General features: G+C 69.6%; 20 protein-coding genes. 14 read left to right on the top strand and 6 right to left on the bottom strand.

Annotated elements, in window-relative coordinates; all coding sequences use genetic code 11:
• Positions 1-68 precede the first annotated feature (68 nt).
• On the top strand, positions 69-1,097 hold the full coding sequence (locus ABZW96_RS05770) for a beta-ketoacyl-ACP synthase III (protein ID WP_355071688.1): 1,029 nt from the start codon (positions 69-71) through the stop codon (positions 1,095-1,097).
• Between the two features lie 77 nt (positions 1,098-1,174).
• Here ABZW96_RS05770 and ABZW96_RS05765 read toward each other — a convergent pair whose 3' ends face one another.
• Entirely contained in the window at positions 1,175-1,630 is a 456-nt protein-coding gene (locus ABZW96_RS05765; RefSeq protein ID WP_355071686.1) for an SRPBCC family protein, read from the bottom strand.
• Positions 1,631-1,839: 209 nt separating this feature from the next.
• Here ABZW96_RS05765 and ABZW96_RS05760 point away from each other — a divergent pair, with 209 nt between their 5' ends.
• The 13 genes from ABZW96_RS05760 to mnhG all read left to right on the top strand — a co-directional run bounded on the left by ABZW96_RS05760 (position 1,840) and on the right by mnhG (position 16,044).
• A complete protein-coding gene (locus ABZW96_RS05760; protein ID WP_355071685.1) occupies positions 1,840-2,040 on the top strand; it encodes a hypothetical protein in 201 nt (66 codons plus the stop codon).
• A gap of 53 nt (positions 2,041-2,093) precedes the next feature.
• Entirely contained in the window at positions 2,094-3,761 is a 1,668-nt protein-coding gene (locus ABZW96_RS05755) for an FAD-dependent oxidoreductase (RefSeq protein WP_355071683.1), read from the top strand.
• A gap of 14 nt (positions 3,762-3,775) precedes the next feature.
• Positions 3,776-5,266 (top strand): ATP-binding protein, encoded by a 1,491-nt coding sequence (locus tag ABZW96_RS05750; protein ID WP_355071681.1) that lies wholly within the window; start codon positions 3,776-3,778, stop codon positions 5,264-5,266.
• Positions 5,263-5,616: a UBP-type zinc finger domain-containing protein gene (locus tag ABZW96_RS05745; RefSeq protein WP_355071680.1), complete on the top strand. Its 354-nt coding sequence runs from the start codon at positions 5,263-5,265 to the stop codon at positions 5,614-5,616. Before ABZW96_RS05750 ends, ABZW96_RS05745 begins: the two co-directional genes overlap by 4 nt.
• A gap of 73 nt (positions 5,617-5,689) precedes the next feature.
• Positions 5,690-6,130 (top strand): hypothetical protein, encoded by a 441-nt coding sequence (locus ABZW96_RS05740; protein ID WP_355071679.1) that lies wholly within the window; start codon positions 5,690-5,692, stop codon positions 6,128-6,130.
• Positions 6,131-6,205: 75 nt separating this feature from the next.
• Positions 6,206-8,470: an AAA family ATPase gene (locus tag ABZW96_RS05735; RefSeq protein ID WP_355071677.1), complete on the top strand. Its 2,265-nt coding sequence runs from the start codon at positions 6,206-6,208 to the stop codon at positions 8,468-8,470.
• Positions 8,471-8,601: 131 nt separating this feature from the next.
• On the top strand, positions 8,602-9,903 hold the full coding sequence (locus ABZW96_RS05730) for a hypothetical protein (protein WP_355071676.1): 1,302 nt from the start codon (positions 8,602-8,604) through the stop codon (positions 9,901-9,903).
• A gap of 110 nt (positions 9,904-10,013) precedes the next feature.
• Entirely contained in the window at positions 10,014-12,917 is a 2,904-nt protein-coding gene (locus tag ABZW96_RS05725) for a Na+/H+ antiporter subunit A (RefSeq protein ID WP_355071674.1), read from the top strand.
• A complete protein-coding gene (locus ABZW96_RS05720) occupies positions 12,914-13,291 on the top strand; it encodes a Na(+)/H(+) antiporter subunit C (RefSeq protein WP_355071672.1) in 378 nt (125 codons plus the stop codon). Before ABZW96_RS05725 ends, ABZW96_RS05720 begins: the two co-directional genes overlap by 4 nt.
• The gene (locus ABZW96_RS05715) at positions 13,288-14,892 is read left to right on the top strand and encodes a Na+/H+ antiporter subunit D (RefSeq protein ID WP_355071671.1); all 1,605 of its coding nucleotides are present in this window, start codon (positions 13,288-13,290) and stop codon (positions 14,890-14,892) included. Before ABZW96_RS05720 ends, ABZW96_RS05715 begins: the two co-directional genes overlap by 4 nt.
• The gene (locus ABZW96_RS05710) at positions 14,889-15,455 is read left to right on the top strand and encodes a Na+/H+ antiporter subunit E (RefSeq protein WP_355071670.1); all 567 of its coding nucleotides are present in this window, start codon (positions 14,889-14,891) and stop codon (positions 15,453-15,455) included. Before ABZW96_RS05715 ends, ABZW96_RS05710 begins: the two co-directional genes overlap by 4 nt.
• Positions 15,452-15,712 carry a monovalent cation/H+ antiporter complex subunit F gene (locus ABZW96_RS05705; protein WP_355071669.1) on the top strand — a complete coding sequence of 87 codons (261 nt, stop codon included), beginning with the start codon at positions 15,452-15,454 and terminating at the stop codon, positions 15,710-15,712. Before ABZW96_RS05710 ends, ABZW96_RS05705 begins: the two co-directional genes overlap by 4 nt.
• On the top strand, positions 15,709-16,044 hold the full coding sequence (gene mnhG, locus ABZW96_RS05700; protein WP_355071667.1) for a monovalent cation/H(+) antiporter subunit G: 336 nt from the start codon (positions 15,709-15,711) through the stop codon (positions 16,042-16,044). The genes ABZW96_RS05705 and mnhG overlap by 4 nt, the downstream gene beginning before the upstream one ends.
• Before the next feature lie 14 nt (positions 16,045-16,058).
• Here the strand turns inward: mnhG and ABZW96_RS05695 are convergent, their stop codons facing one another.
• The 5 genes from ABZW96_RS05695 to ABZW96_RS05675 form a co-directional block, all read right to left on the bottom strand.
• Positions 16,059-17,417, bottom strand: a complete 1,359-nt coding sequence (locus ABZW96_RS05695) for a DUF5933 domain-containing protein (protein WP_355071665.1) — start codon at positions 17,415-17,417, stop codon at positions 16,059-16,061.
• A 76-nt stretch (positions 17,418-17,493) separates the two neighbouring features.
• Complete coding sequence (locus tag ABZW96_RS05690; RefSeq protein WP_355071663.1) at positions 17,494-18,639, bottom strand: glutamate--cysteine ligase; 1,146 nt, start codon at positions 18,637-18,639, stop codon at positions 17,494-17,496.
• 11 nt (positions 18,640-18,650) lie between these two features.
• A complete protein-coding gene (locus tag ABZW96_RS05685; RefSeq protein ID WP_355071662.1) occupies positions 18,651-19,337 on the bottom strand; it encodes a superoxide dismutase family protein in 687 nt (228 codons plus the stop codon).
• Positions 19,338-19,499: 162 nt separating this feature from the next.
• Positions 19,500-20,057, bottom strand: a complete 558-nt coding sequence (locus ABZW96_RS05680; RefSeq protein ID WP_355071660.1) for a LytR C-terminal domain-containing protein — start codon at positions 20,055-20,057, stop codon at positions 19,500-19,502.
• A gap of 48 nt (positions 20,058-20,105) precedes the next feature.
• Positions 20,106-20,459, bottom strand: a complete 354-nt coding sequence (locus tag ABZW96_RS05675; protein WP_355071658.1) for a DUF3263 domain-containing protein — start codon at positions 20,457-20,459, stop codon at positions 20,106-20,108.
• Positions 20,460-20,551: the final 92 nt, after the last annotated feature.

The raw sequence follows: 20,551 nt of genomic DNA, 5'->3' as shown, positions 1-20,551 counted from the left end.
ATGAGGGACCGATTTCGATGCTTCGGGGCACCCCCGGCGGCGTCGCCGCAGGTACATAGGAGACGCAGATGGCTGCTCGAATCGCCCAGACCACCGGCGCTGAGCACACGGCGATCCTCGGGCTCGGCGTTTACCGCCCTGCTCGAGTGGTCACCAACGACGAGGTGGCCGGCCCGATCAACTCCAGCGACGAGTGGATCAGGACCAGGTCGGGAATCAGAACCCGCCGGTTCGCCGACGAGTCGGAGACGATCCAGAGCATGAGCGTCGCGGCCGCGCGCGGCGCGCTGGAATCCTCCGGTATCGCGGTCGACCAAGTCGATTGCGTGATCGTTGCTACATCCACCCACCTGTTGCTGACGCCGGCCGCCGCCCCGCGCATCGCCACCGAACTCGGCATGAACGGCTCCGCCGCCTTCGACGTCTCGGCCGGGTGCGCGGGCTTTTGCCACTCGATCGCGCTGGCGTCGGATCTGGTCCGGGCGGGCACCGCTTCGCACGTCCTCGTGATCGGCGTGGAGAAGCTGACGAACACGGTCAACCCGAAGGACCGTTCCACCGCCTTCCTCTTCGCCGACGGCGCGGGCGCGGTGATCGTCGGCCCCTCCGACGAGCCGGGCATCGGCCCCACCGTATGGGGCTCGGACGGCACCCAGCACCACGCCATCCGGCAGGACAAGGACTGGATGGAGTTCTTCCACGAGATCGACGAGAAGGGCCTGGACGCGGTGCGGCCCTATCTGGCCATGGAGGGCACCGCGGTGTTCCGGTGGGCCGCGCACTCGCTGGAGAAGGTGTGCCGCGACGCCATCGACCGCGCGGGCCTGTCTCCCGAGGACCTGGACGCGATGATCCCGCACCAAGCCAACGGCCGGATCATCGAGATCATGGCCAGGGTGCTGAAGCTGCCCGAGCACTGCGCGCTCGCCAACGACATCGAGGAGGCGGGCAACACCTCGGCCGCCTCGATCCCGCTGGCCATGGAGGCGTTGCTGCGCAAGGGTGAGTCGAAGCCGGGCGACACGGCGCTGCTCATCGCGTTCGGCGCGGGCCTGTCCTACGCCGCTCAGGTCGTGAACCTGCCGAACTGGAAGTAACCGCTCCCACTCGCCGCGGCCGGGTCACGACATCTCGTGCACCGGCCGCGGCGAGCACCGCGCGCGGCGCCCCGCGCTCAGGCGCCGGCTTCGACCGCCGCCTTGACCTTGCCCAGCGTCTCATTCATGCCGCGCACCAACGCCTCCTCGAACGGGATCTCGCCGCCGAGCGCGGCCTCGATCGCCTTGCGGGAGAACCAGGTGGTTCCGTTGGGCACGTCCCGCCGCTCGATCAGCCGCGTGCCGGACTCGGTCGGCTCCAAGGTGTAGCTCCACACCGTCCGGTTCTCGGTGATCCGGAACGCGAACGCCTGGTTCGGCTCGAACCGCACGATGCGGGACGTGGTCGGCCAGAATTTCTTGCCGTCGCGATTGAGGTTCAACGTCCAGGTGCCCGGCGCGAGCGAGCCGAGCGGCACCATGCGCACGCACTGCGGACTGAACTCCCGCATCCGCTTCAGATCGGAGATCACCGCCCACACCTGCTCCGGGGGCGCGGAGATGTCGATGCTGGCTTCGAGATTTTTCGGCAACGCTGCCTCCGAGATACGAGCGACGGACCGACGACCATCCGTCCGAACGCGATGTGACGAGTCGCGCACATTTTAAACGCGCCGACAGTTGCGTCACATTTTCGCTACTCGCGCACCGGCCGGTGTAATGATCGGCGCACAATAACAGATACATGAAGCACAGACACCGCCTCCAACATTTCGGCGTCCCAACGTGAGGTGAATCGGCCGTGAAACTGCGCTCCCTGCTCCATCGTCGACCGGCGGACCCGGTTCCGCTGCTTCCCGCCATCGAGCCGGTGGACGGACGAAAAGCGCACGGCGCGTCGGTCTTTCCGCCACGTAGTGTTCGCGGGGCCGCGCAGGAAGAACGTCTGGAGCGTCTGCTCACCCCGCGTGAGCTCGATTTCGTCTTGCACCATCGGCTCTGAGCCCTCGGCGAACGCCCACGACAGACCGCGCCGCGAGGCTCCATACTCGACAGGTGACTTCACCCGCTGCCACGAAACCGGCCATCCTGAGCGTCGACGACGACCCGGGCGTCTCCCGGGCGGTCGTCCGCGACCTGCGCCGCCGCTACGGCGCCGATTACCGGATTCTGCGCGCGGAATCGGGTCCGCAGGCCCTGGACGCGCTGCGTGAGATGAAGCTGCGCGGGCAGCCGGTCGCCGTGTTGATCGCCGACTATCGGATGCCGGGCATGGACGGCATCGAATTCCTCGAGCAGGCGATGGACCTGCACCCCTACGCGCGCCGCGTGCTGCTGACCGCCTACGCCGACACCAATGCCGCGATCGACGCGATCAACGTCATCGACCTCGACCACTATCTGCTCAAACCGTGGGACCCGCCGGAGGAGAAGCTCTATCCCGTGCTCGACGGGCTGCTCGACGCCTGGCGCAGCAGCGAGCATCGGCCCGTCACCGAGACCAAGGTGGTCGGCAATCGCTGGTCGCCGCGGTCGTCGCAGGTGCGGGAATTCCTCGCCCGCAACCAGCTCCCCTACCGGTGGTACCTGGCCGACGAGCCGGAGGGCGCGCGCCTGCTGGAAGCGGCGGGCGCCGACCCGGAGCGCTGTCCGGTGGTGATCACTTCCGCGGGCGACGCGCTCGTGCAGCCCACCGACAGCGAACTGGCCCAGAACGTCGGCCTGACCGTCGACCCGGCGGGCGAGTTCTACGACCTGATCGTGGTGGGCGGCGGTCCCGCCGGTCTCGGTGCGGCGGTCTACGGCGCGTCCGAGGGTCTGCGCACCGTGCTCGTGGAGCGGACCGCCACCGGCGGACAAGCGGGGCAGAGTTCGCGCATCGAGAACTACCTCGGCTTCCCCGACGGTTTGTCCGGGGCGCAGCTGGCCGACCGGGCCCGGCGGCAGGCGGCGAAATTCGGCGCCGAAGTGATCACCACGCGCGAGGTGGTGGGGCTGGAGGTGAACGGGTCCGCGCGCACCGTGCGGTTCGCCGACGGCGGCAGACTGTGCGCGCACACCGTGATCATCGCGACCGGCGTCGACTACCGCCGCCACCCGGCGCCGGGCGTCGACGACTTCACCGGGCGCGGCGTCTACTACGGATCGGCGATGACCGAAGCGTCCGAGTGCGCCGACCACGAGGTCTACATCGTCGGCGGGGCGAACTCCGCCGGCCAGGCCGCGGTGTTCCTGTCCCGCAACGCGCACACCGTGCACCTGGTGGTCCGGGCCGATTCGCTGGAACAGTCCATGTCGCACTACCTCATCCAGCAGATCGCGCAGATCGCGAACATCGAGGTGCACACCAACACCGAGGTGATCGCCGCCGACGGTGACGATCACCTCCAGCAGATCGTGCTGCGCAACAACAAGTCCGGCGCCGAGGAGAAGGCCGACGCGGAGCGGCTGTTCCTGTTCATCGGCGCGGCGCCGCAGACCGATTGGCTCGACGGCGTCGTCATCCGTGACGACGCAGGTTACGTGCTCGCCGGGCCCGACCTGATGGTCGAGAGCGCGCGCCCCGCGGGCTGGGAGCTATCCCGGCCACCGCATCACCTCGAAACCAGCGTGCCCGGCGTGTTCGTGGCGGGCGACGTGCACGCCGAGTCGGCCAAGCGCGTCGCCTCCGCCGTCGGCGAGGGCGCCATGGCCGTCATGCTCGTGCACCGCTATCTCGCGTAACCAGGAGGCCGCAGATGACTTCGAACCAGACCGCGGACCGCAGCAGCAGGTCGGTGTGCGACCCCGCCGAGCTGCGCACCCTGTTCCTGTTCGAGAAGCTGAACGACGAGCAGCTCGAATGGCTGTGCGCCGACGGCCGGATCGAGACGATCGAACCCGGTGTCGTCTTCCGCGAAGGCGAACCGGCCACCTGTTTCTACGTGTTGATGGATGGCGAGCTGATCCTCACCAAGCAGTCCGGCGGCGCGGAGATCGAATTGGTACGCACCGAGCATCACGGCGCCTACGCGGGCGCTTGGATGTCCTACATCGGCGACAAGGTCGACCAGACCTACAGCGGGACGATGCAGGTGACGCGGCCTGCGCGGTTCTTCGTGCTGGACGCCGAGATCTTCGCCAGGATGATGCACGAGTGGTTCCCGATGGCCGTGCACCTGCTCGAAGGGGTGTTCTTCGGCAACCGCAACACCAACGCGCGCATCGGTGAGCGCGAACGACTGCTCGCGCTGGGTTCGCTGTCGGCCGGCCTCACCCACGAGCTCAACAACCCGGCCGCCGCCGCGGTGCGCGCCACCGCGGGCCTGCGCGAGCGGGTCGCGGGCATGCGGCACAAGCTCGCCATGATGGCGGAGGGCAAGTTCGATCCGTCGTCCTTGGGTTCCTTGGTGCGCCTGCAGGAGGAGGCCGCCGCCCAGGTCGCGAAGGCTCCGGAGCTGACGCCGATGGAAGCCGCCGATCGCGAGGACGTGCTCGGCGAATGGCTGGAGGACCACGGGATCGCCGACGGCTGGAACCTCGCGCCGAACTTCGTGCAGGCCGGGTTCGACACCGACTGGCTGGAGCGGGTGGCCGCCACCCTGGACGGCTCGCCGGAGCAGGTGTTCCAAGGGGCCATCCGCTGGCTGAACTACACCATCGAGACCGAGCTGCTGATGAACGAGATCGCCGACTCGACGACGCGCATCTCCGCGCTGGTGGGCGCCGCGAAGCAGTACTCGCAGATGGACCGCGCCCCGTTCCAGGTGGTCGACATCCACGAGCTGCTGGACAGCACCTTGGTGATGCTCGGCCGCAAGATCGGCGACGGCGTGCACGTGGTCAAGGAGTACGACCGGACGCTGCCGGAAGTGCCGTGCTACGCGGCCGAACTCAACCAGGTGTGGACCAATCTCATCGACAACGCGGTGTACGCGATGAACGGTGAGGGCACGCTGACCATTCGCACCAGGAAAGAGAACGACTGCGCGGTCGTGGAGATCGGCGACACCGGGCCTGGCATCGCGCCGGAGGCCCGCAACCGGATCTTCGAGCCGTTCTTCACTACCAAGCCGATGGGCGAGGGCACCGGACTGGGGCTGGACATCTCGTTCCGCATCGTGGTCAAGAAACACAACGGCGACATCAGGGTGGACTCGGAGCCGGGCGACACCAGGTTCACCGTCTGGCTGCCGCTGCACCGCCCAGAACAGGATCGAGCCGGAATCGACACGGAAGGGCAGTCATGACCGAGCAGCTCGCGGGCATCGATCCCGCGGTACCGCCCAGTGGGCCGGGTTGCGCGGAGTGCGAGCAGCACTCCGGCTGGTGGGTGCATCTGCGCCGGTGCGCCCAGTGCGGGCATATCGGCTGCTGTGACACCTCCCCCGCGCAGCACGCCACCGCGCACGCGAAGAGCACCGGTCACCCGTTCATCCAGAGCTTCGAGCCGGGTGAGGACTGGTACTACAACTTCGAAACCGAAGAGATGTTCAGCGGCGGACCGGAATTGGCGCCACCGCACAGTCATCCCGCCGATCAGGGCGTCCCCGGCCCGCGCGAGCGGGTTCCCTCGGATTGGCAGGCACACATCCACTGATGCCGCCGGAACCGGTACGCTGCTGCCGACGCCGGGGCCTCCGGCGCCACGATCCACCCGGGAAAGCATCGGTATGAAACGAACTTCCGCCATCGTCCTGATCGCCGGGACGGTGGGTTTCCTGCTGGCAGGCTGCGGCGGAGGGGACGAGTCCACCGACGCGAACGGATTGCGCCAGGGCTCCGTGACCGCGACCGCGGCCGCCTCGGCCGCCCGCACGACGACCGCTCCCGGCACCGCGACGCCGAGCGGCCCGGCGGATACGGACGCCCCCGCCACGACGAAGCAGCGCGACCCGGCGCTCGGTCCGGCGTCGAGCACCACCTGCGGTGAGTTCCGCAAGCTCGACACCGACGAAGAGAAGGTCCTGATCGAGCAGATCCTGGCGGAGAACCCGGGCGGCCCGTTCGACGGCAGCCCGAACGTCGCGCTCGGCACGGCCAAACTGGTGTGCCTGGCGCCGAGCGTCGCCGACAAGTCGGTCGCGACCGCCGCGGGACTCGTCAAGAAATAGCCGAAAGCGTCGTCGTCCACCATTCCCGGACGGCGGACCGTGACCGAACGCGGGGCCGCGCGGCAGAATGGCACAGTGGCAGAACTGGCACTCACCGCCCGTCTGAACCCTTCGGCCGCCGATGCCCGGCGCGGGGTGGTCCGGCTGCATCCGGAGGCGCTGACCGCGCTGGGGTTGCGGGAATGGGACGGGATCATGCTGGTCGGCTCCCGGCGCACGGCCGCGGTGGTCGGCGTCGCGCGCCAGGGCACGCCCGCCGGGGTAGCCCTGCTCGATGACGTCACGCTGTCCAACGCCGGGCTGCGCGAGGATGCGACGGTGGTGGTCTCCCCCGCGACCGTCTACGGCGCGAGACAGATCACGGTGAGCGGTTCGGTGCACGCCACCCGCACGATCCCGGCCGCGACACTGCGGCAGGCGCTGCTGGGGAAGGTCGTCACCGTCGGTGACGCCGTCTCCCTGCTGCCGCGCGATCTCGGCCCCGACATCAGCTCCACGGCGGCCACCCAGGCACTGTCGCGCACCTTCGGCATCGCCTGGACCACGGAATTGCTCACCGTCACCGGCACCGATCCGCGCGGGCCGGTGAGCGTGCAACCGAATACCGCGGTGAGCTGGGGCGCGGGCGCGGTCGCCGCGCGGGACGCCGCCGATCTGGCCTGGGCCGGAACCCCGATCCCGGTGGGCGAGGCCTCGCGGGCCGCCACCGAAGCCGCCGCGTTCGACACGGCCGCGGGTAACAACGGCGCCGCGATGGTCCGGGCCACGGCGGCCGTCGACATGCAGAGCGTCTCGGTCGAAGTCCTGGCGGGCGGGCGCAGCCAGGCCGCGAAGCTCGAGGAGTGGCTCAGCCTGGCGTTGGACGAGCCCGAGCTGTTGCGCACGCTGGGCGCACGACCTCATCTCGGCGTGCTGATCACCGGCCCGGCCGGCGTCGGCAAAGCCACGCTGGCACGTGCGGTCGCGGGATCGCGGCGACTGGTGGAGCTGGACGGCCCCAGCATCGGCGCGGCCGAGAGCGGTGCGCGACTGCGCGAGGTCGCCGAGGCGGTGGCCGATATCGGCTGCGGCAGGGGCGGCGTCCTGCTGATCACCGACATCGACGCGCTGCTGCCCGCCGACCCCGAACCCGTCGCCACACTCATCCTCGACCAGCTGCGCGCCGCGATCGCGGGTCCCTGCGTCGCGTTCCTGGCGACCACCGCGCACCCGGCAGGCGTCGACCAGCGCCTGCGCGCCCCCGACCTGTGCGATCGCGAACTCGCGCTGCCGTTGCCCACCGCGGGCGTGCGCAAGGCGCTGCTGGAGTACCTGCTGCGCCGGGTGCCGACCGCGGAGCTGGAACTCGACGAGATCGCCTCGCGCACACCCGGATTCGTGGTGTCCGATCTGGCGGCGCTGTGCCGGGAGGCGGCGTTGCGCGCGGCGTCGCGGGCCAGAGAGCACGGCGAGCCGCAACTCACCCAATCCGACCTGCTCGGCGCGCTCGAGGTCATCCGGCCGCTGTCCCGCTCGGGCATGGAGGAACTCGCCATCGGCAGCCTGAGCCTCGATGACGTCGGCGATATGGCGGAAACCAAGCAGGCGCTCACCGAAGCGGTGCTGTGGCCGCTGAAGCACCCGGACTCCTTCGCCCGCCTCGGCATCGAGCCGCCGCGCGGGGTGCTGCTCTACGGCCCGCCCGGCTGCGGCAAGACCTTCCTGGTGCGCGCGCTGGCCGGTACCGGTCAGCTCAGCGTGCACGCGGTCAAGGGCGCCGAACTGCTGGATCGGTGGGTCGGCTCGTCGGAGCGCGCGGTGCGCGAATTGTTCCAGCGCGCCCGGGATTCCGCACCCTCGCTGATCTTCCTCGATGAGGTGGACGCGCTGGCCCCGCGCCGCGGCCAGAGCGCCGACGCGGGCGTGGGCGATCGGGTGGTCGCGGCGCTGCTCACCGAACTCGACGGCGTGGAGCCGCTGCGAGACGTGGTGGTGCTGGGCGCGACCAACCGGCCGGAGCTGATCGATCCGGCGCTGCTGCGCCCGGGCAGGCTCGAACGGCTGGTGTTCGTGCCGCCGCCGGATGCCGCCGCCCGCCGGGAGATCCTGCGCACCGCGGGCCGCGCGGTGCCGCTGGCCGACGATGTCGACCTCGACGCGCTCGCGGAGGAACTGGACGGCTACTCCGCCGCCGACTGCGCCGCGCTGCTGCGCGAGTCCGCGCTCGCGGCGATGCGCCGGGACGTACACGCGGCCGACGTCACCGCCGCCGATGTGCTGGCCGCCAAGACGGTGGTGCGGCCCTCGCTGGATCCGTCGCAGATCGACACACTGCGCCGCTACGCCGACAGCCGCGGGTAGGTCGCGGGCGACCCGCTTCGGACAATCTCCGGCAATCCGGCTCTTGTTGCCTTTTTCGCACCGGAGACATTTTCGGGCGAATCGTCGGCAATCACAAGATCACGTCGCCACCACGGGTATGTTCGACAACCGTGCGCAGGGTCGGCGACATTGTCGACGCGACCACGGCCTTCACCGGAGCCGCGGTCGCGGGCGTGACGCTGTTCCTGCCGGTCACCGTCAACACACAGGGGCAAGCCACGTCGTACCGGATCGCCGGGCTGCTCAACAGCGTGCCGCGCAGCGCGGCACTGGGCGTGATCGCCGCCGTGGCGGTCGCCGTGCTGGTCGCCACCACCTCGCGACCGCTGACCGGGTGGGCGACGGCCACTGCCGCCGCGCTGGCGCAGCTGATCAACCACTTCACCGGACGCCACGTGGCCACGGCCGAGATACTGACCACGCAGAACTACATCGACTCGATCTGCGCCGCCGTGCTGCTCGGCGGGCTCGGCGCGGTGGTGCTGCGCAGACCCTTGCCCGCCGCGGCGTTCGCGGTGGGCGGCGTCGGCTTCTTCGGCTTCGGCGATCTCGCCGGCCTGCTGAACATCAACGCGGATCCGTACGCGGTTCTGGAGACCCCGACGCGCTGGATGATCGGCGTGAGCTTGATCCTGCTGATGATCAGCACCTTGCACAACTGGAAGCGAACCGAGGACGCGAAGGAGCCGCACATGGCGATCGCGCTGCCGGTGACGCCGATCCTCGCCGCCATGGTGCTCGCGCTGGTGGTCCTGGCCGGCACCGAATGGCTGGGCAGGCAGTACAGCAAACTGCCGGGGGAGAGTCACGTGGTCGAGATCGTCATCGTCGTCGCGGCGACGATCGTCAGCGCGACCGCGGCCGCCATGCTGCTGCCCGGCCGCGACGGCACCGGTGTGTACCTGGCCGTGAGCCTGACCGCGGCGGTCGACGCGGTCGGCTACGCGGTGCGGCCCGGCTGGACCGCGCCGGTGCTCATCGCGCTGACCGCGGCCGGACTCGTCATCGGCGCCCGGATGCCATCGACCGCCCTCGCCATCCTGCTGCTGCTGGGCATCACGGTCTTCGCCCTCGTCACCTCGACGTCCGCGAGCACCGTCGCGTTCGCCGTGATCAGCGGGGTCATCGCGTTGACGGCGGGATACTGCTGCGGCACCGCGCGGCCGCACTACGCGCCCAGCGGCGTACTCGCGCTCAGCGCGCTGTATCTGCCGTCGGCGGTCTCGGTGATGCCTGACCGCGTCAAGGACTGGCGCGAGGACGTGGCGGCGCACGACACGACCCCGGGCGGCACCGCGCTCGCCATCGTCATCGGCAGCGCCGTCGGGCTCGTCATGCTGCGTAAATTACGGCCACGCAGCAGGCCGCAAACAAATGGGCAACCAGAGAGCGAATCATTAGCGGACATATAGCTTCGGTTCGGGCGGATGACGGACACCATACTCAGCCCTTCCACGGAAAAAGCACGCTTTCCGTAGGCTTGTGCCGGACACCCCGCCGCCCCTACCCGACGGAGTGAAGTTTGCTCGCAATCCTGCTCGCTCATGCCGCGGCCGCCCTGCTGGCTCCGCTGTGGGTGCGGGCACTGGGGCGCAACGCATTCTTTCTACTGGCTGTGGTCCCGCTCGGCGGCTTCGCCTGGGTGATCGCGAATTGGTTCGAGCCGCAGCGAGTTCGGCTGACCTGGGCGCCGAGCATCGCCCTGAACATCGATCTGCGCTTCGACACCCTCGCGGCGGTATTGTGCGCGCTCGTACTGGGCATCGGGGCGCTGGTGCTGATCTACTGCGCCCGGTACTTCGAGGACGACGAACCGCGGCTCGGGGTGTTCGCCGCCGAGCTGGTCGCGTTCGCCGGCGCCATGTTCGGGCTGGTCACCAGCGACAACATGCTCCTGCTCTATGTGTTCTGGGAAGCGACAACGGTGCTGTCGTTCTTGCTGATCGGTCACAACGCCGAGCAGGCGGCCAGCCGAAGGGCCGCGATCCAGGCGCTGCTGGTGACCGGAGCGGGCGGACTGGCGATGCTGACGGGCATCGTCGTGCTCGGCACCGTGAACGGCAGCTATCTGCTGTCGGATCTCCTATCCGGGACCAACTCGAGCGGGACCGCGGTGAATGTCGCGGTGGCCCTGATCCTGGTGGGCGCGCTCACCAAATCCGCCGTAGTGCCCTTGCATTTCTGGCTGCCCGGCGCGATGGCCGCACCGACCCCGGTGAGCGCGTACCTGCATGCCGCGGCGATGGTGAAAGCCGGCGTGTACCTGATCGCGCGCCTGGCACCGGCGTTCGCGCAGAACCCCGTGTGGCATCCGCTGGTGCTGCCCCTCGGCCTCGCCTCGATGCTGCTGGCCGGGCTGCGCTCGCTCCAGGTGGTGGATCTGAAACTGGTGCTGGCCTTCGGCACGGTGAGCCAGCTGGGATTCCTGATCGTGCTGGTCGGCATCGGCACACCCGATGCCGCGCTGGCCGGAGTCGCGCTGGTCGTCGCGCACGCGCTGTTCAAGGCGTGCCTGTTCCTGGTGGTCGGGATCATCGACCACGGTGCGGGCACGCGCGATCTGCGCCGCTTGTCCGGGCTCGGCCGTCGGGCTCCCGTGCTGTGCGCCACCGCGGTCCTGGCCGCGCTCAGCATGGCGGGCATACCGCCGCTGCTCGGCTTCGTCGGCAAAGAAAGCGCGCTGAACGCCGTACTGGACGCGGACGTGCTCACCGCGCCCGTACGCGGCGCGGTGTTCACCGGAGTGGTGCTCGGGTCGATGCTGACCGTCGGCTACAGCATCAGGTTCGTCTGGGGCGCTTTCGCGGACAAGGACCGCGAGCCGGAACCCGCGGCAGGCGCCACGCCCGTCGCCCACCACCCGAGCGAAGTACCCGTCGCCGAAGATCAGCCGGAAGCCGAGCGTCGTCTCCGCTGGCATCCGCCGGGTGCTCTGTTCCTCGCGGCACCGGTGATCCTCGCCGTCGCGAGCCTCGCGGCCGGTCTCGCCCCGTCCTGGCTCGACGCACGATTGCGCCCCTACGCCGAAACGCTGGCCGCCGTTCCGTTTTCGCATCTGGCGCTGTGGCACGGTTTCGATGCCGCGCTCGCGTCGACACTGTTGATCGTCGCGGTCGGCGTCGTGTTGTGGCGGCTGCGCGGCCGCTTCGCCGAATCGGCGCACCCGCGCCTCGGCAACGCCGACCGCGCCTACGACGCCACGCTGCGCGCGATGGACACCCTCTCGCTGCGGATGACCGGCGCGGTGCAGCGCGGGTCGCTGCCGCTGAGCCAAGCCGCGATCCTGGTCACGCTCATCGTCCTGCCGACCGTCCTGCTCGCCCTCGGCACCCGCACCGGAGTCACGCTGCGGTTGTGGGACTCGCCGCTGCAAGCGGCCATCGGCGCGATCATGGCGGTGAGCGCGCTCGCCGCGACGGTGCTGCGCAACCGGCTCGCGAGCGTGCTGGTCGTCGGGGTGACCGGATACGGCAGCGGCGTGATCTTCGCGCTGCACGGCGCGCCCGACCTCGCGCTGACCCAATTCCTGGTGGAGACGCTCACGCTGGTCATCTTCGTGCTGGTGCTGCGCGCTTTCCCCGCGACGATCGAGCCGAGCCGGACGGCCGCGTTCAAGCTGCGCAGAGCGGTCCTGGCCGTCGGGACCGGGACGGTGGTCGCGGTCCTGGCCGGGTTCGCCGTGGCGGCCCGCACCGCCGAACCCATCTGGCTCAGAATTCCCGATGCCGCCTACGAATTCGGCGGGGGGAAGAACGCCGTCAACGTCCTGCTCGTCGACCTGCGGGCGTGGGACACCCTCGGTGAGATCTCGGTGCTCGTCGTCGCCGCGACGGGGGTGGCCTCTTTGGTGTTCCGCAGCAGGCGCTTCGGCAGCGCGCCGCGCGCGACGGACTCCCCCGACTACGATCCGGAGCTGGTCAGCTGGCTGCCCGCGGGCCGATTGGTGGCCCGGGCCGAACGCTCGATGGTCCTGCAGATCACCACGCGGCTGGTGTTCCCGACCATCATGGTGCTGTCGGTCTACTTCTTCTTCTCCGGCCACAACGCGCCCGGCGGCGGGTTCGCGGGCGGGCTCACCGCTGGGCTCGCGCTGACCCTGCGGTACCTCGCGGGCGGCCGCTACGAATTGGGTGAGGCACTGCCCGTCGACGCGGGCCACATCCTCGGCGCCGGCCTCACCTTGGCCGCGGGCACTGCCGTCTCGTCGCTGCTGCTCGGCGCGCCGCCGCTGTCCTCGGCGATCATCGAGGTTTCGCTGCCGGTGATCGGGCACGTCAAGGTGGTCACCGCGCTGCTGTTCGATCTCGGCGTCTACCTCATCGTGGTCGGCCTGGTGCTGGACGTGCTGCGCAGTCTCGGCGCGCGCCTGGACAGCGAGCTGGCCGACGCCGAGACCCCCTCGGCGAACGGAGGTTCCGCGACGTGACCGCGAATCTGACCCTGCTGGTGGTGATCGGCATCCTCGTCGCGTGCGGGGTATACCTGCTCCTGGAACGCGCCGTGTCGAAGATGCTGCTCGGGCTGATCCTGTTCGGCAACGCGGTGAACCTGCTGATCCTCACCGCGGGCGGCGGTCGCGGCAAACCGCCCATCCGCGGCACGGCCGACACCGAGGAGATGGCCGACCCGCTCGCCCAGGCGATGGTGCTCACCGCCATCGTGATCACCATGGGCATCGCGGCATTCGTGCTCGCCCTCGCCTACCGCGCCTACATGCTCACCACCAGCGACGACGTCGCCAACGACCAAGAGGACGTGGATGTCGCCCGGCGTCGTATCGGAGAGGACCCGGAGACATGAGCCTTTCACCCGGCCTGCTGCCGGTCCTCACCCCGCTGCCGGTGCTCGTCCCCCTGCTCGGCGCTGCGGCCACGCTGGTGTTCGGGCGCAGGCCGCGCATCCAGAGCGCGGTCAGCGTCGGGGCGCTCACCGCTGTCGTGGTGATCTGCGGGTTGCTGCTGTTCCTGGTCGACCGGGACGGCACCACCGCGTTGCAGGTGGGCGACTGGGCAGCGCCGATCGGCATCACGCTGGTGGTGGACCGGCTGTCGGCGGCGATGCTGCTGGTCTCGTCCATCGTGCTGCTGTCGGTCAACCTCTACGGCGCGGGCCAGAACATCCGCGACGGCGACGAGCGGCAGCCCACCTCGATCTACCGGCCCACGTATCTGGTACTCACCGCCGGTGTTTCGGCCGCGTTCCTCGCCGGTGACCTGTTCAACCTCTTCGTCGGCTTCGAGATCCTGCTCGCGGCGTCGTTCGTGCTGCTCACCGTGGGCGCGACCACCGAACGCATCCGCGCGGGCGTGGCCTACGTGATGGTCTCGTCGGTCTCGTCGCTGATCTTCCTCGCCGGCATCGGGCTCACCTACGCGGCCACCGGAACGCTGAACCTCGCCCAGCTCGCGGTCCGGTTCGGCGCCGTGCCGGAGGGCACGCGCACGGCGATCTTCGCAGTGCTTCTGGTGGCTTTCGGCATCAAGGCGGCCGTCTTCCCGCTGTCGAACTGGCTGCCCGACTCCTATCCGACCGCCCCGGCGCCGGTCACCGCCGTGTTCGCCGGTCTGCTCACCAAAGTCGGCGTGTACGCGATCATCCGGACCCACTCGCTGTTGTTCCCCGACGGCGGCTTCGACTCGGTGCTGCTGGTGGCGGGCCTGCTCACCATGCTCATCGGCATCCTCGGCGCCATCGCGCAGAGCGACATCCGCCGTTTGCTGTCGTTCACGCTGGTCAGTCACATCGGCTACATGGTGTTCGGCGTCGGCCTCGCCAACGCGGCCGGGCTGTCGGGCGCGGTGTTCTACGTGGCGCACCACATTCTGGTGCAGACCACGCTGTTCCTGGTGGCGGGACTGATCGAGCGGCAAGCCGGATCCACCTCGCTGCGCAGGCTGGGCGGGCTCGCCGCGGCCAGCCCGCTGCTGGCCGTGCTGTTCCTCGTCCCGGCGCTGAATCTCGGTGGGATACCGCCGTTCTCCGGGTTCATCGGCAAGGTCGCGCTGTTGCGGGCCGGCGCCGAACGCGGCAGCGTGCTGGCCTGGGTGCTGGTCGGCGGCGCCGTGCTCACCAGCTTGCTCACGCTTTACACCGTCGCCAGGGTATGGAGCAAAGCGTTCTGGCGGCCCCGCGAGGACGCGCCGGAGGGCCATCTCACCGCGGCCAGGCCGCCGACGCTGATCGAGGAAGCGACCGACGTGCACTACGACGAGCGCACCGATCCCGGCCGCATGCCGCCGCTGATGGTGCTGTCCACCGCGGCCCTGGTGACGGTGGGGCTGTGCCTGACGGTGCTGGCCGGGCCGATCCTCATGATCGCCGACCGCGCCGCGGTGGACCTGCGCGATCCCGGCGTGTACATCGGTGCGGTGCTGGGCGAATCGCCGGGAAGCCCACGATGAGCGCCGAGCGGGGCCCGGTGCGCGACACGACCGTCCGCGTCGGCATCCTCGTATGGCTCACCGTGGTCTGGCTGGCCCTGTGGGGCGATCTGAGCATCGCGAATGTACTGGGCGGGCTGGCGGTCGCCGCGCTGATCATGGTGGCGCTGCCGCTGCCGCGCGTGCCGGTGTCCGGGCGGCTGAACCCGTTTCCCCTGCCCGAGCTGATCGTGGCGAGCGCGTATTACGCGCTGGAGTCGAGTCTTCAGGTCGCCTGGCTCGCGATCCGCCCCAAGCAGACCCCGGTGTCCGGCGTGTTGCGCGTGTACTCCGGCACGAGATCGGATCTGGTGCTGGTGCTGTGGGCCGACCTGCTCAACCTGATCCCCGGCACCATGGTGCTGGAGATCGACCGCAGGCGCTGCGTCGTCTACGTGCACGTTCTCGATGTCGGCAGCGATGCGGCGGTGGACAAGTTCTTCCGGACCACCCGGCGGCTGGAACGCCTGCTGATCGAAACGTTCGAACGCCCGACCGGATGGCCGTACTCCCGGCCGCCCTCTCCCCCGGAGGTGACATCGTGACCGTCGTCGCCGTCCTCGCCGCCGTCATCCTGACCGCGGCGGCACTGATCACCATGTATCGCGTCGTCATGGGGCCGAGCACGCTGGACCGGGTGGTCGGCATCGACTCGCTGATCGCCATCGCCGCCTCCGGGCTGGCCGTCTGGGCGGCCTACAGCGCCGACACCACCGTGGTGCCCGCGATCGTCGCGCTGGCGCTGGTCGGGTTCCTCGGCTCGGCCGCGGTGTCCCGATTCCGAGTGCGGGACGACACATGAACCTCTGGCACGTGCTCGCGGGCACCCTGATCCTGTTCGGCTCGACGCTGGCGCTCACGGCGGCGATCGGGATCGTGCGCTTTCCCGACACGCTGACCCGGATGCACGCCGCCACCAAGCCACAGGTCATCGGGCTGATCCTGGTGCTGGCGGGCGCCGCGATCCAGCTGGGCGGACACGGCAACGTCTGGGCGCTGGTGCTGGTCGGGCTGTTCACCCTGCTGACCGCCCCGGTGATCGCCCACCTGATCGGCCGCACCGCCTACCGCGAGCAGCGCCACCGCGACGGCCTGTTGCGCGTCAACGAGATGCGCGACGACGACGTCGATTAGCCGCGTGACCGGCCTCAGCGCGCGACGGGCTCGACCTCGCGGACGGCCTGCTCCGGCTGCCGCGCGGTCGCGAACCACGTCGCGTGGAACGCCGCGGCCAGTCCGGCCAGCAGTCCCAGCACGACCGTGCCCGCGAGCACCGGATACTCGGCCATCGGCACGGCGAGGTACCGGTAGGACAGCAGCAGCGTGGCCAGCACGACCGCGCCTGCGCCGACCAACCGGATCCGGAACCATCCCCAGCCGCGCTCCGGTGCGCGCAGCGCCGATTCGACGGTGAGGCACAGCACCGCGCCCGCGACCAGGTCGACGCCGTAGTGGTAGCCGAAACCGAGGGTGGCGGTGAGGGTGGCCAGCAGCCAGAACGCGCCGCCCCAGCGCAGCCAGCGCGGAGCGGGCTCGCCGTCGCCGTCGCGGCGGGTGTGCAGGAACACCGACAGCGCCCAGGCGGTGTGCATCGAGGGCATGCAGTTGCGTGGAACCGCCGCGTCGAACGGCAGCGGCAGCGGGTTGCGATCGATCGGCGGCACCACCCCCGGCCAGTAGTTGCCCAATTGCAGCCCGTTGCCGTCCGGGCCGTACGCGAACATCGGACCGACCACCGGGAAAAGGACGTACACCAAGGGACCGATCAAGCCGAGCACCAGAAAGGTGCGCACCAGGTAATGCGACGGCCACCGGCCCGACGACACCACTCGGCGCAGCTGCCACACGGCCACGACGATCGCCGCCACGGGCAGCTCGATGTAGACCCAGTGCAGCACCGCGTAGACCACCGGCCCGAGCGTGTCCACCGCCCGCCCGAGCACCCACGACGGATCGCCCAGCGCATGGTCGGCCAGGATCACGTATTCGTCGAGCACCGTCGGTCTGCCGATCACGGTGACGTGCAACCAGACATCGCCCACTTTGGTGGCCAGGACGAGCAGCGCGCCGAGCGCGGCGGCGTGCAGCGCGTCCCGCCGTTCGGTTCCGGACCAGCGCAGCCAGGCCACCAGCGCCAAGCCGGTCAGCACGATCACGGGGCCGTTCCCGATCGCGAACGGCTCTCCCGCCAGCAAGCGGACACCGGCCCACGCCACATCGATGGCAGCCGCGACACCCACCGCGACCAGCCTGCGACGGGCCGAAATGCCCACCAGCGCAAGGACCAGTCCGGCCCACGGCACCGACATCGATTTCGGTGTGCCGATGTAGTCCCGCCCCAAGCTCTCCAGGGGGCCTTCGAATCCCTGCCAGACGGCGACGCCCTGCAACACGATCAGCAGGACCGGCACCGCGGCCACCGCCGCGACGACCCGGATCCGAGTCCGCGGTACGCGACGGCGCGAGACCGCGCTTCCTGCTCTGGAACCCGGGTATTCGACAAGCATCCGACCATAGTAAACGTGGGGTGAACGTCATCCCCCTGGCCAGCTGAACAGCAACCGACCTATACGCGGCCGATCGCTACTGTTTCAGCTCCTCGACCAGCGCGTCGACCACCGCGACCAGATCTCCCTGCGACGCTGCGGCAACCCGGCGCTGCCGCTGGTAGGAGGCTCCCCGCTTGGGTATCTCGGCGACCAGCGCGAGTTCGTCCGCGCAGCCAAGCCGCGCAGCCGTCGGCTCCAGCCGGTTCAGCAGATCCGCCAGGTCGTCGGTGACCAACCGCTCGTTGCTGTCGGCGTCGGTGATGATGATCGCATCCAGCCCGTAACGTGCGGCGCGCCACTTGTTCTCCTGCACGTGCCACGGCGGCAGGGTGGGCAGTTCCTCGCCGTTCTCGACGCGGCGGTCGAGGTCGACGATGAGGCAATGGATGAGCGCGGCCATCGCGGCGAGCTCGGCGCGCGTGGAGATCCCGTCGCACACCCGGACCTCGATGGTGCCCCACTTCGGCGCCGGGCGGATGTCCCAGTGCATGCCCCCGAGCTGCGTGAAGACACCGGTCTTGATCTGATCGTGCACGAAATGCTCGAACTGGGTCCAGTTCTCGAACTGGAACGGCAGGCCCGCGGTCGGCAACTGCTGGAACATGAGCGTCCGGTTGCTCGCGTAGCCGGTGTCCGATCCCGACCACATCGGCGAGCCCGCCGACAGCGCGAGCAGATGCGGATACGACAGCAGCAACGAGTTGAGGATCGGAAAAACCTTGTCGCGGTGGGAGACTCCGACGTGCACGTGCACGCCCCAGATCATCATCTGGCGACCCCACCACTGGGTGCGCTCGATCAGCTCGTCGTAGTGCTCCGATCGGGTCAGCTGCTGGGCCGACCATTGCGCGAACGGATGGGTGCCCGCGCAGAACAAGTCGACACCGAGCTGCTCGGCCGCACGGCGCACCGTGTTCATCGTGCCGGTGAGGTCCTCCACCGCCGCGCCGACGGTCTCGTGCACCCCGGTGACGAGTTCGACGGTGTTGCGCAGCAATTCCTTGGTGACCTGGGGTGTGCCGTCGTGGGCACGGAGCTCACCGAGTGAATCGAATACCGCCGCAGCGGTATTCGACAGGTCGCGGGTCACCTTGTCGACCAAGGCGATCTCCCATTCGACCCCGATGGTGGGCCGGGGCGAACCATCGAAGGGAACGTGTTCGATTCCTGCCCCGGCCATATGCCACCGCGCTATTGGATCACGCCACAAGCGACACGGCCGCCCGCGTCGCCCGTCGCTAGGGTCGTCTCATCGGGACCCGCGACGCCATCGGCACGGGAGTAACGGTTGGGAATGTTGCCGAAGTTGTCGGCGTCGGCGTGGATGATGAGGGCCTTGCCCTTCACGTCGTCCAGCGTCACCGCGTCGGTGGTGGTGATCAGCTTGGCGACGCCGTCGCCGCGCACCTCGAGCGAGGTCAGATCGCCGCTGGCCGGATGCGCGTTGGCGCTGCCGACCTGCAGGTGACCACCGGCGGACAGGAAGTCGCCCGCCGGGCCGCCGGTCGGCGCGACGGAGTTCGGCTCGCACTTGCCGACCTGGTGCACGTGCAGGCCGTGGAAGCCGGGGCGCAGGCCGTGCGCCTCGACGGTGAGCTGCAGGTGGTTGCCGTCCTTGGCGAAGTTCGCGGTGCCGACCGAGGCGCCCGAGGGGTCCTTCAGCTGCACGTTCACGCCCTGCTCGGCGTTCGGCGAGCCACCGTGCTCGGTGCTCGACTGCCCGGCCGGAGCGGGCGACCCGCTCCACACCGGCGGGGTCGTTCCCTGGACGTCACTCGACTCCTGGCTGTTCGAGCATGCGGCGAGGCCGAAGACCGCGACCGCGAGCACCGGGGTCACAGTCCGCCAGGACGGGCGTCGAGTTGTGGACGGGGCCATCGGGGAACTCCTTTACGAGTACCGAGTTTACGAGTAAGGGCGGGTGGACACGTTCGTTACCGGACAAGATGATGCCACGCCGTCCCGCCGTGCCCCCGACAGGGCGGCGCGCCCTCACGCGTGTTCGCTGGTCCGGGCGTGCGACCAGCGGCCACATATGGGTCAGTTACCCGTGACGATCACCGTTACACCCGGCGCGGTATCCCCGATCGCACTCGACTTCGGTGCCACCGACGCGCCGAGCTGGTCCGCGATGGCCTGCGCGGCCTCCTTGTCGCCGGACGAATCGCCGTAGTACACCGTGGTTTTGGCGATGTTCGAGCCCGGGTAGTTGCCCGTTTCCGCGATCGTCCAGCCGCTCGCCTCCAGCTGGCCTGCCGTTTTCGCCGCGAGTCCGGCCACCATGCTGTTGTTGAGCACGCGCACCGGGACCGAACGCGCCGCCGTGGTGGTGGTCGACGCGGCGGCACCGGTCGGCGTCACGGTCGCCACCGCGGTGGACGAGGTCGGCGCCTTGGGCGCGGTGGTGCTCGCCGGGACCTGCGGCGCGGCGCTCGCGCTCGAGGTCTGCGATGCGCTGGTCCCCGAGGCGTCGGTGTCGGCGTCGGAACTCGACAGCGACATCGCCCCGAGACCGGCGAAGACGATGGCCAACGCGATCAGCACCATCGCCAGGGCACGCAACGGTGGCCCACCGGAGGTGGGGTTCGGGTAGCTCACCTTCGCGAGCCTAGTCGCACGGGACGGGTCCGGGTCCGCATCGCCGGGTCAGACCTGGAATCCGAGCCGCCGCGCCGCGCGCGCCTTCTGCCTGCTCGCTCGCAGCCTGCGCAGCCGCTTGACCAGCATCGGGTCGGCCGCCAGCGCCTCCTGCCGATCGACCACCGCGTTCAGCACCTGGTAGTACCGGGTCGGCGACATGGCGAACAGCTCGCGGATCGCCTCTTCCTTGGCTCCGGCGTACTTCCACCACTGCCGCTCGAAGGCCAGGATGTCGAGTTCGCGACGGCTCAGTCCGGCACCGTCGGCCTGTTCGGCCGAAGCGTGCTCCGTCGTGCCATCTTCGCTCGCGGAAGGGCCGTTGTGGGTCGCGGAAAGATTCCGTGCCGCTGCGCCGTCCATCTCGCTCCTCGCCGAGTGACCACCAGACGAAAATGGTGCTTGTACGTCGCGGAACATTCAACCACGCGGGCGAGGAATCGCCGGGCCCGCAG

The organism is Nocardia sp. NPDC004168, assembly GCF_040610355.1.
Lineage (GTDB): Bacteria > Actinomycetota > Actinomycetes > Mycobacteriales > Mycobacteriaceae > Nocardia > Nocardia sichangensis.
Note: the sequence above shows the minus strand (reverse complement) of the source record. Positions and strands in the feature narration are given on the sequence as shown.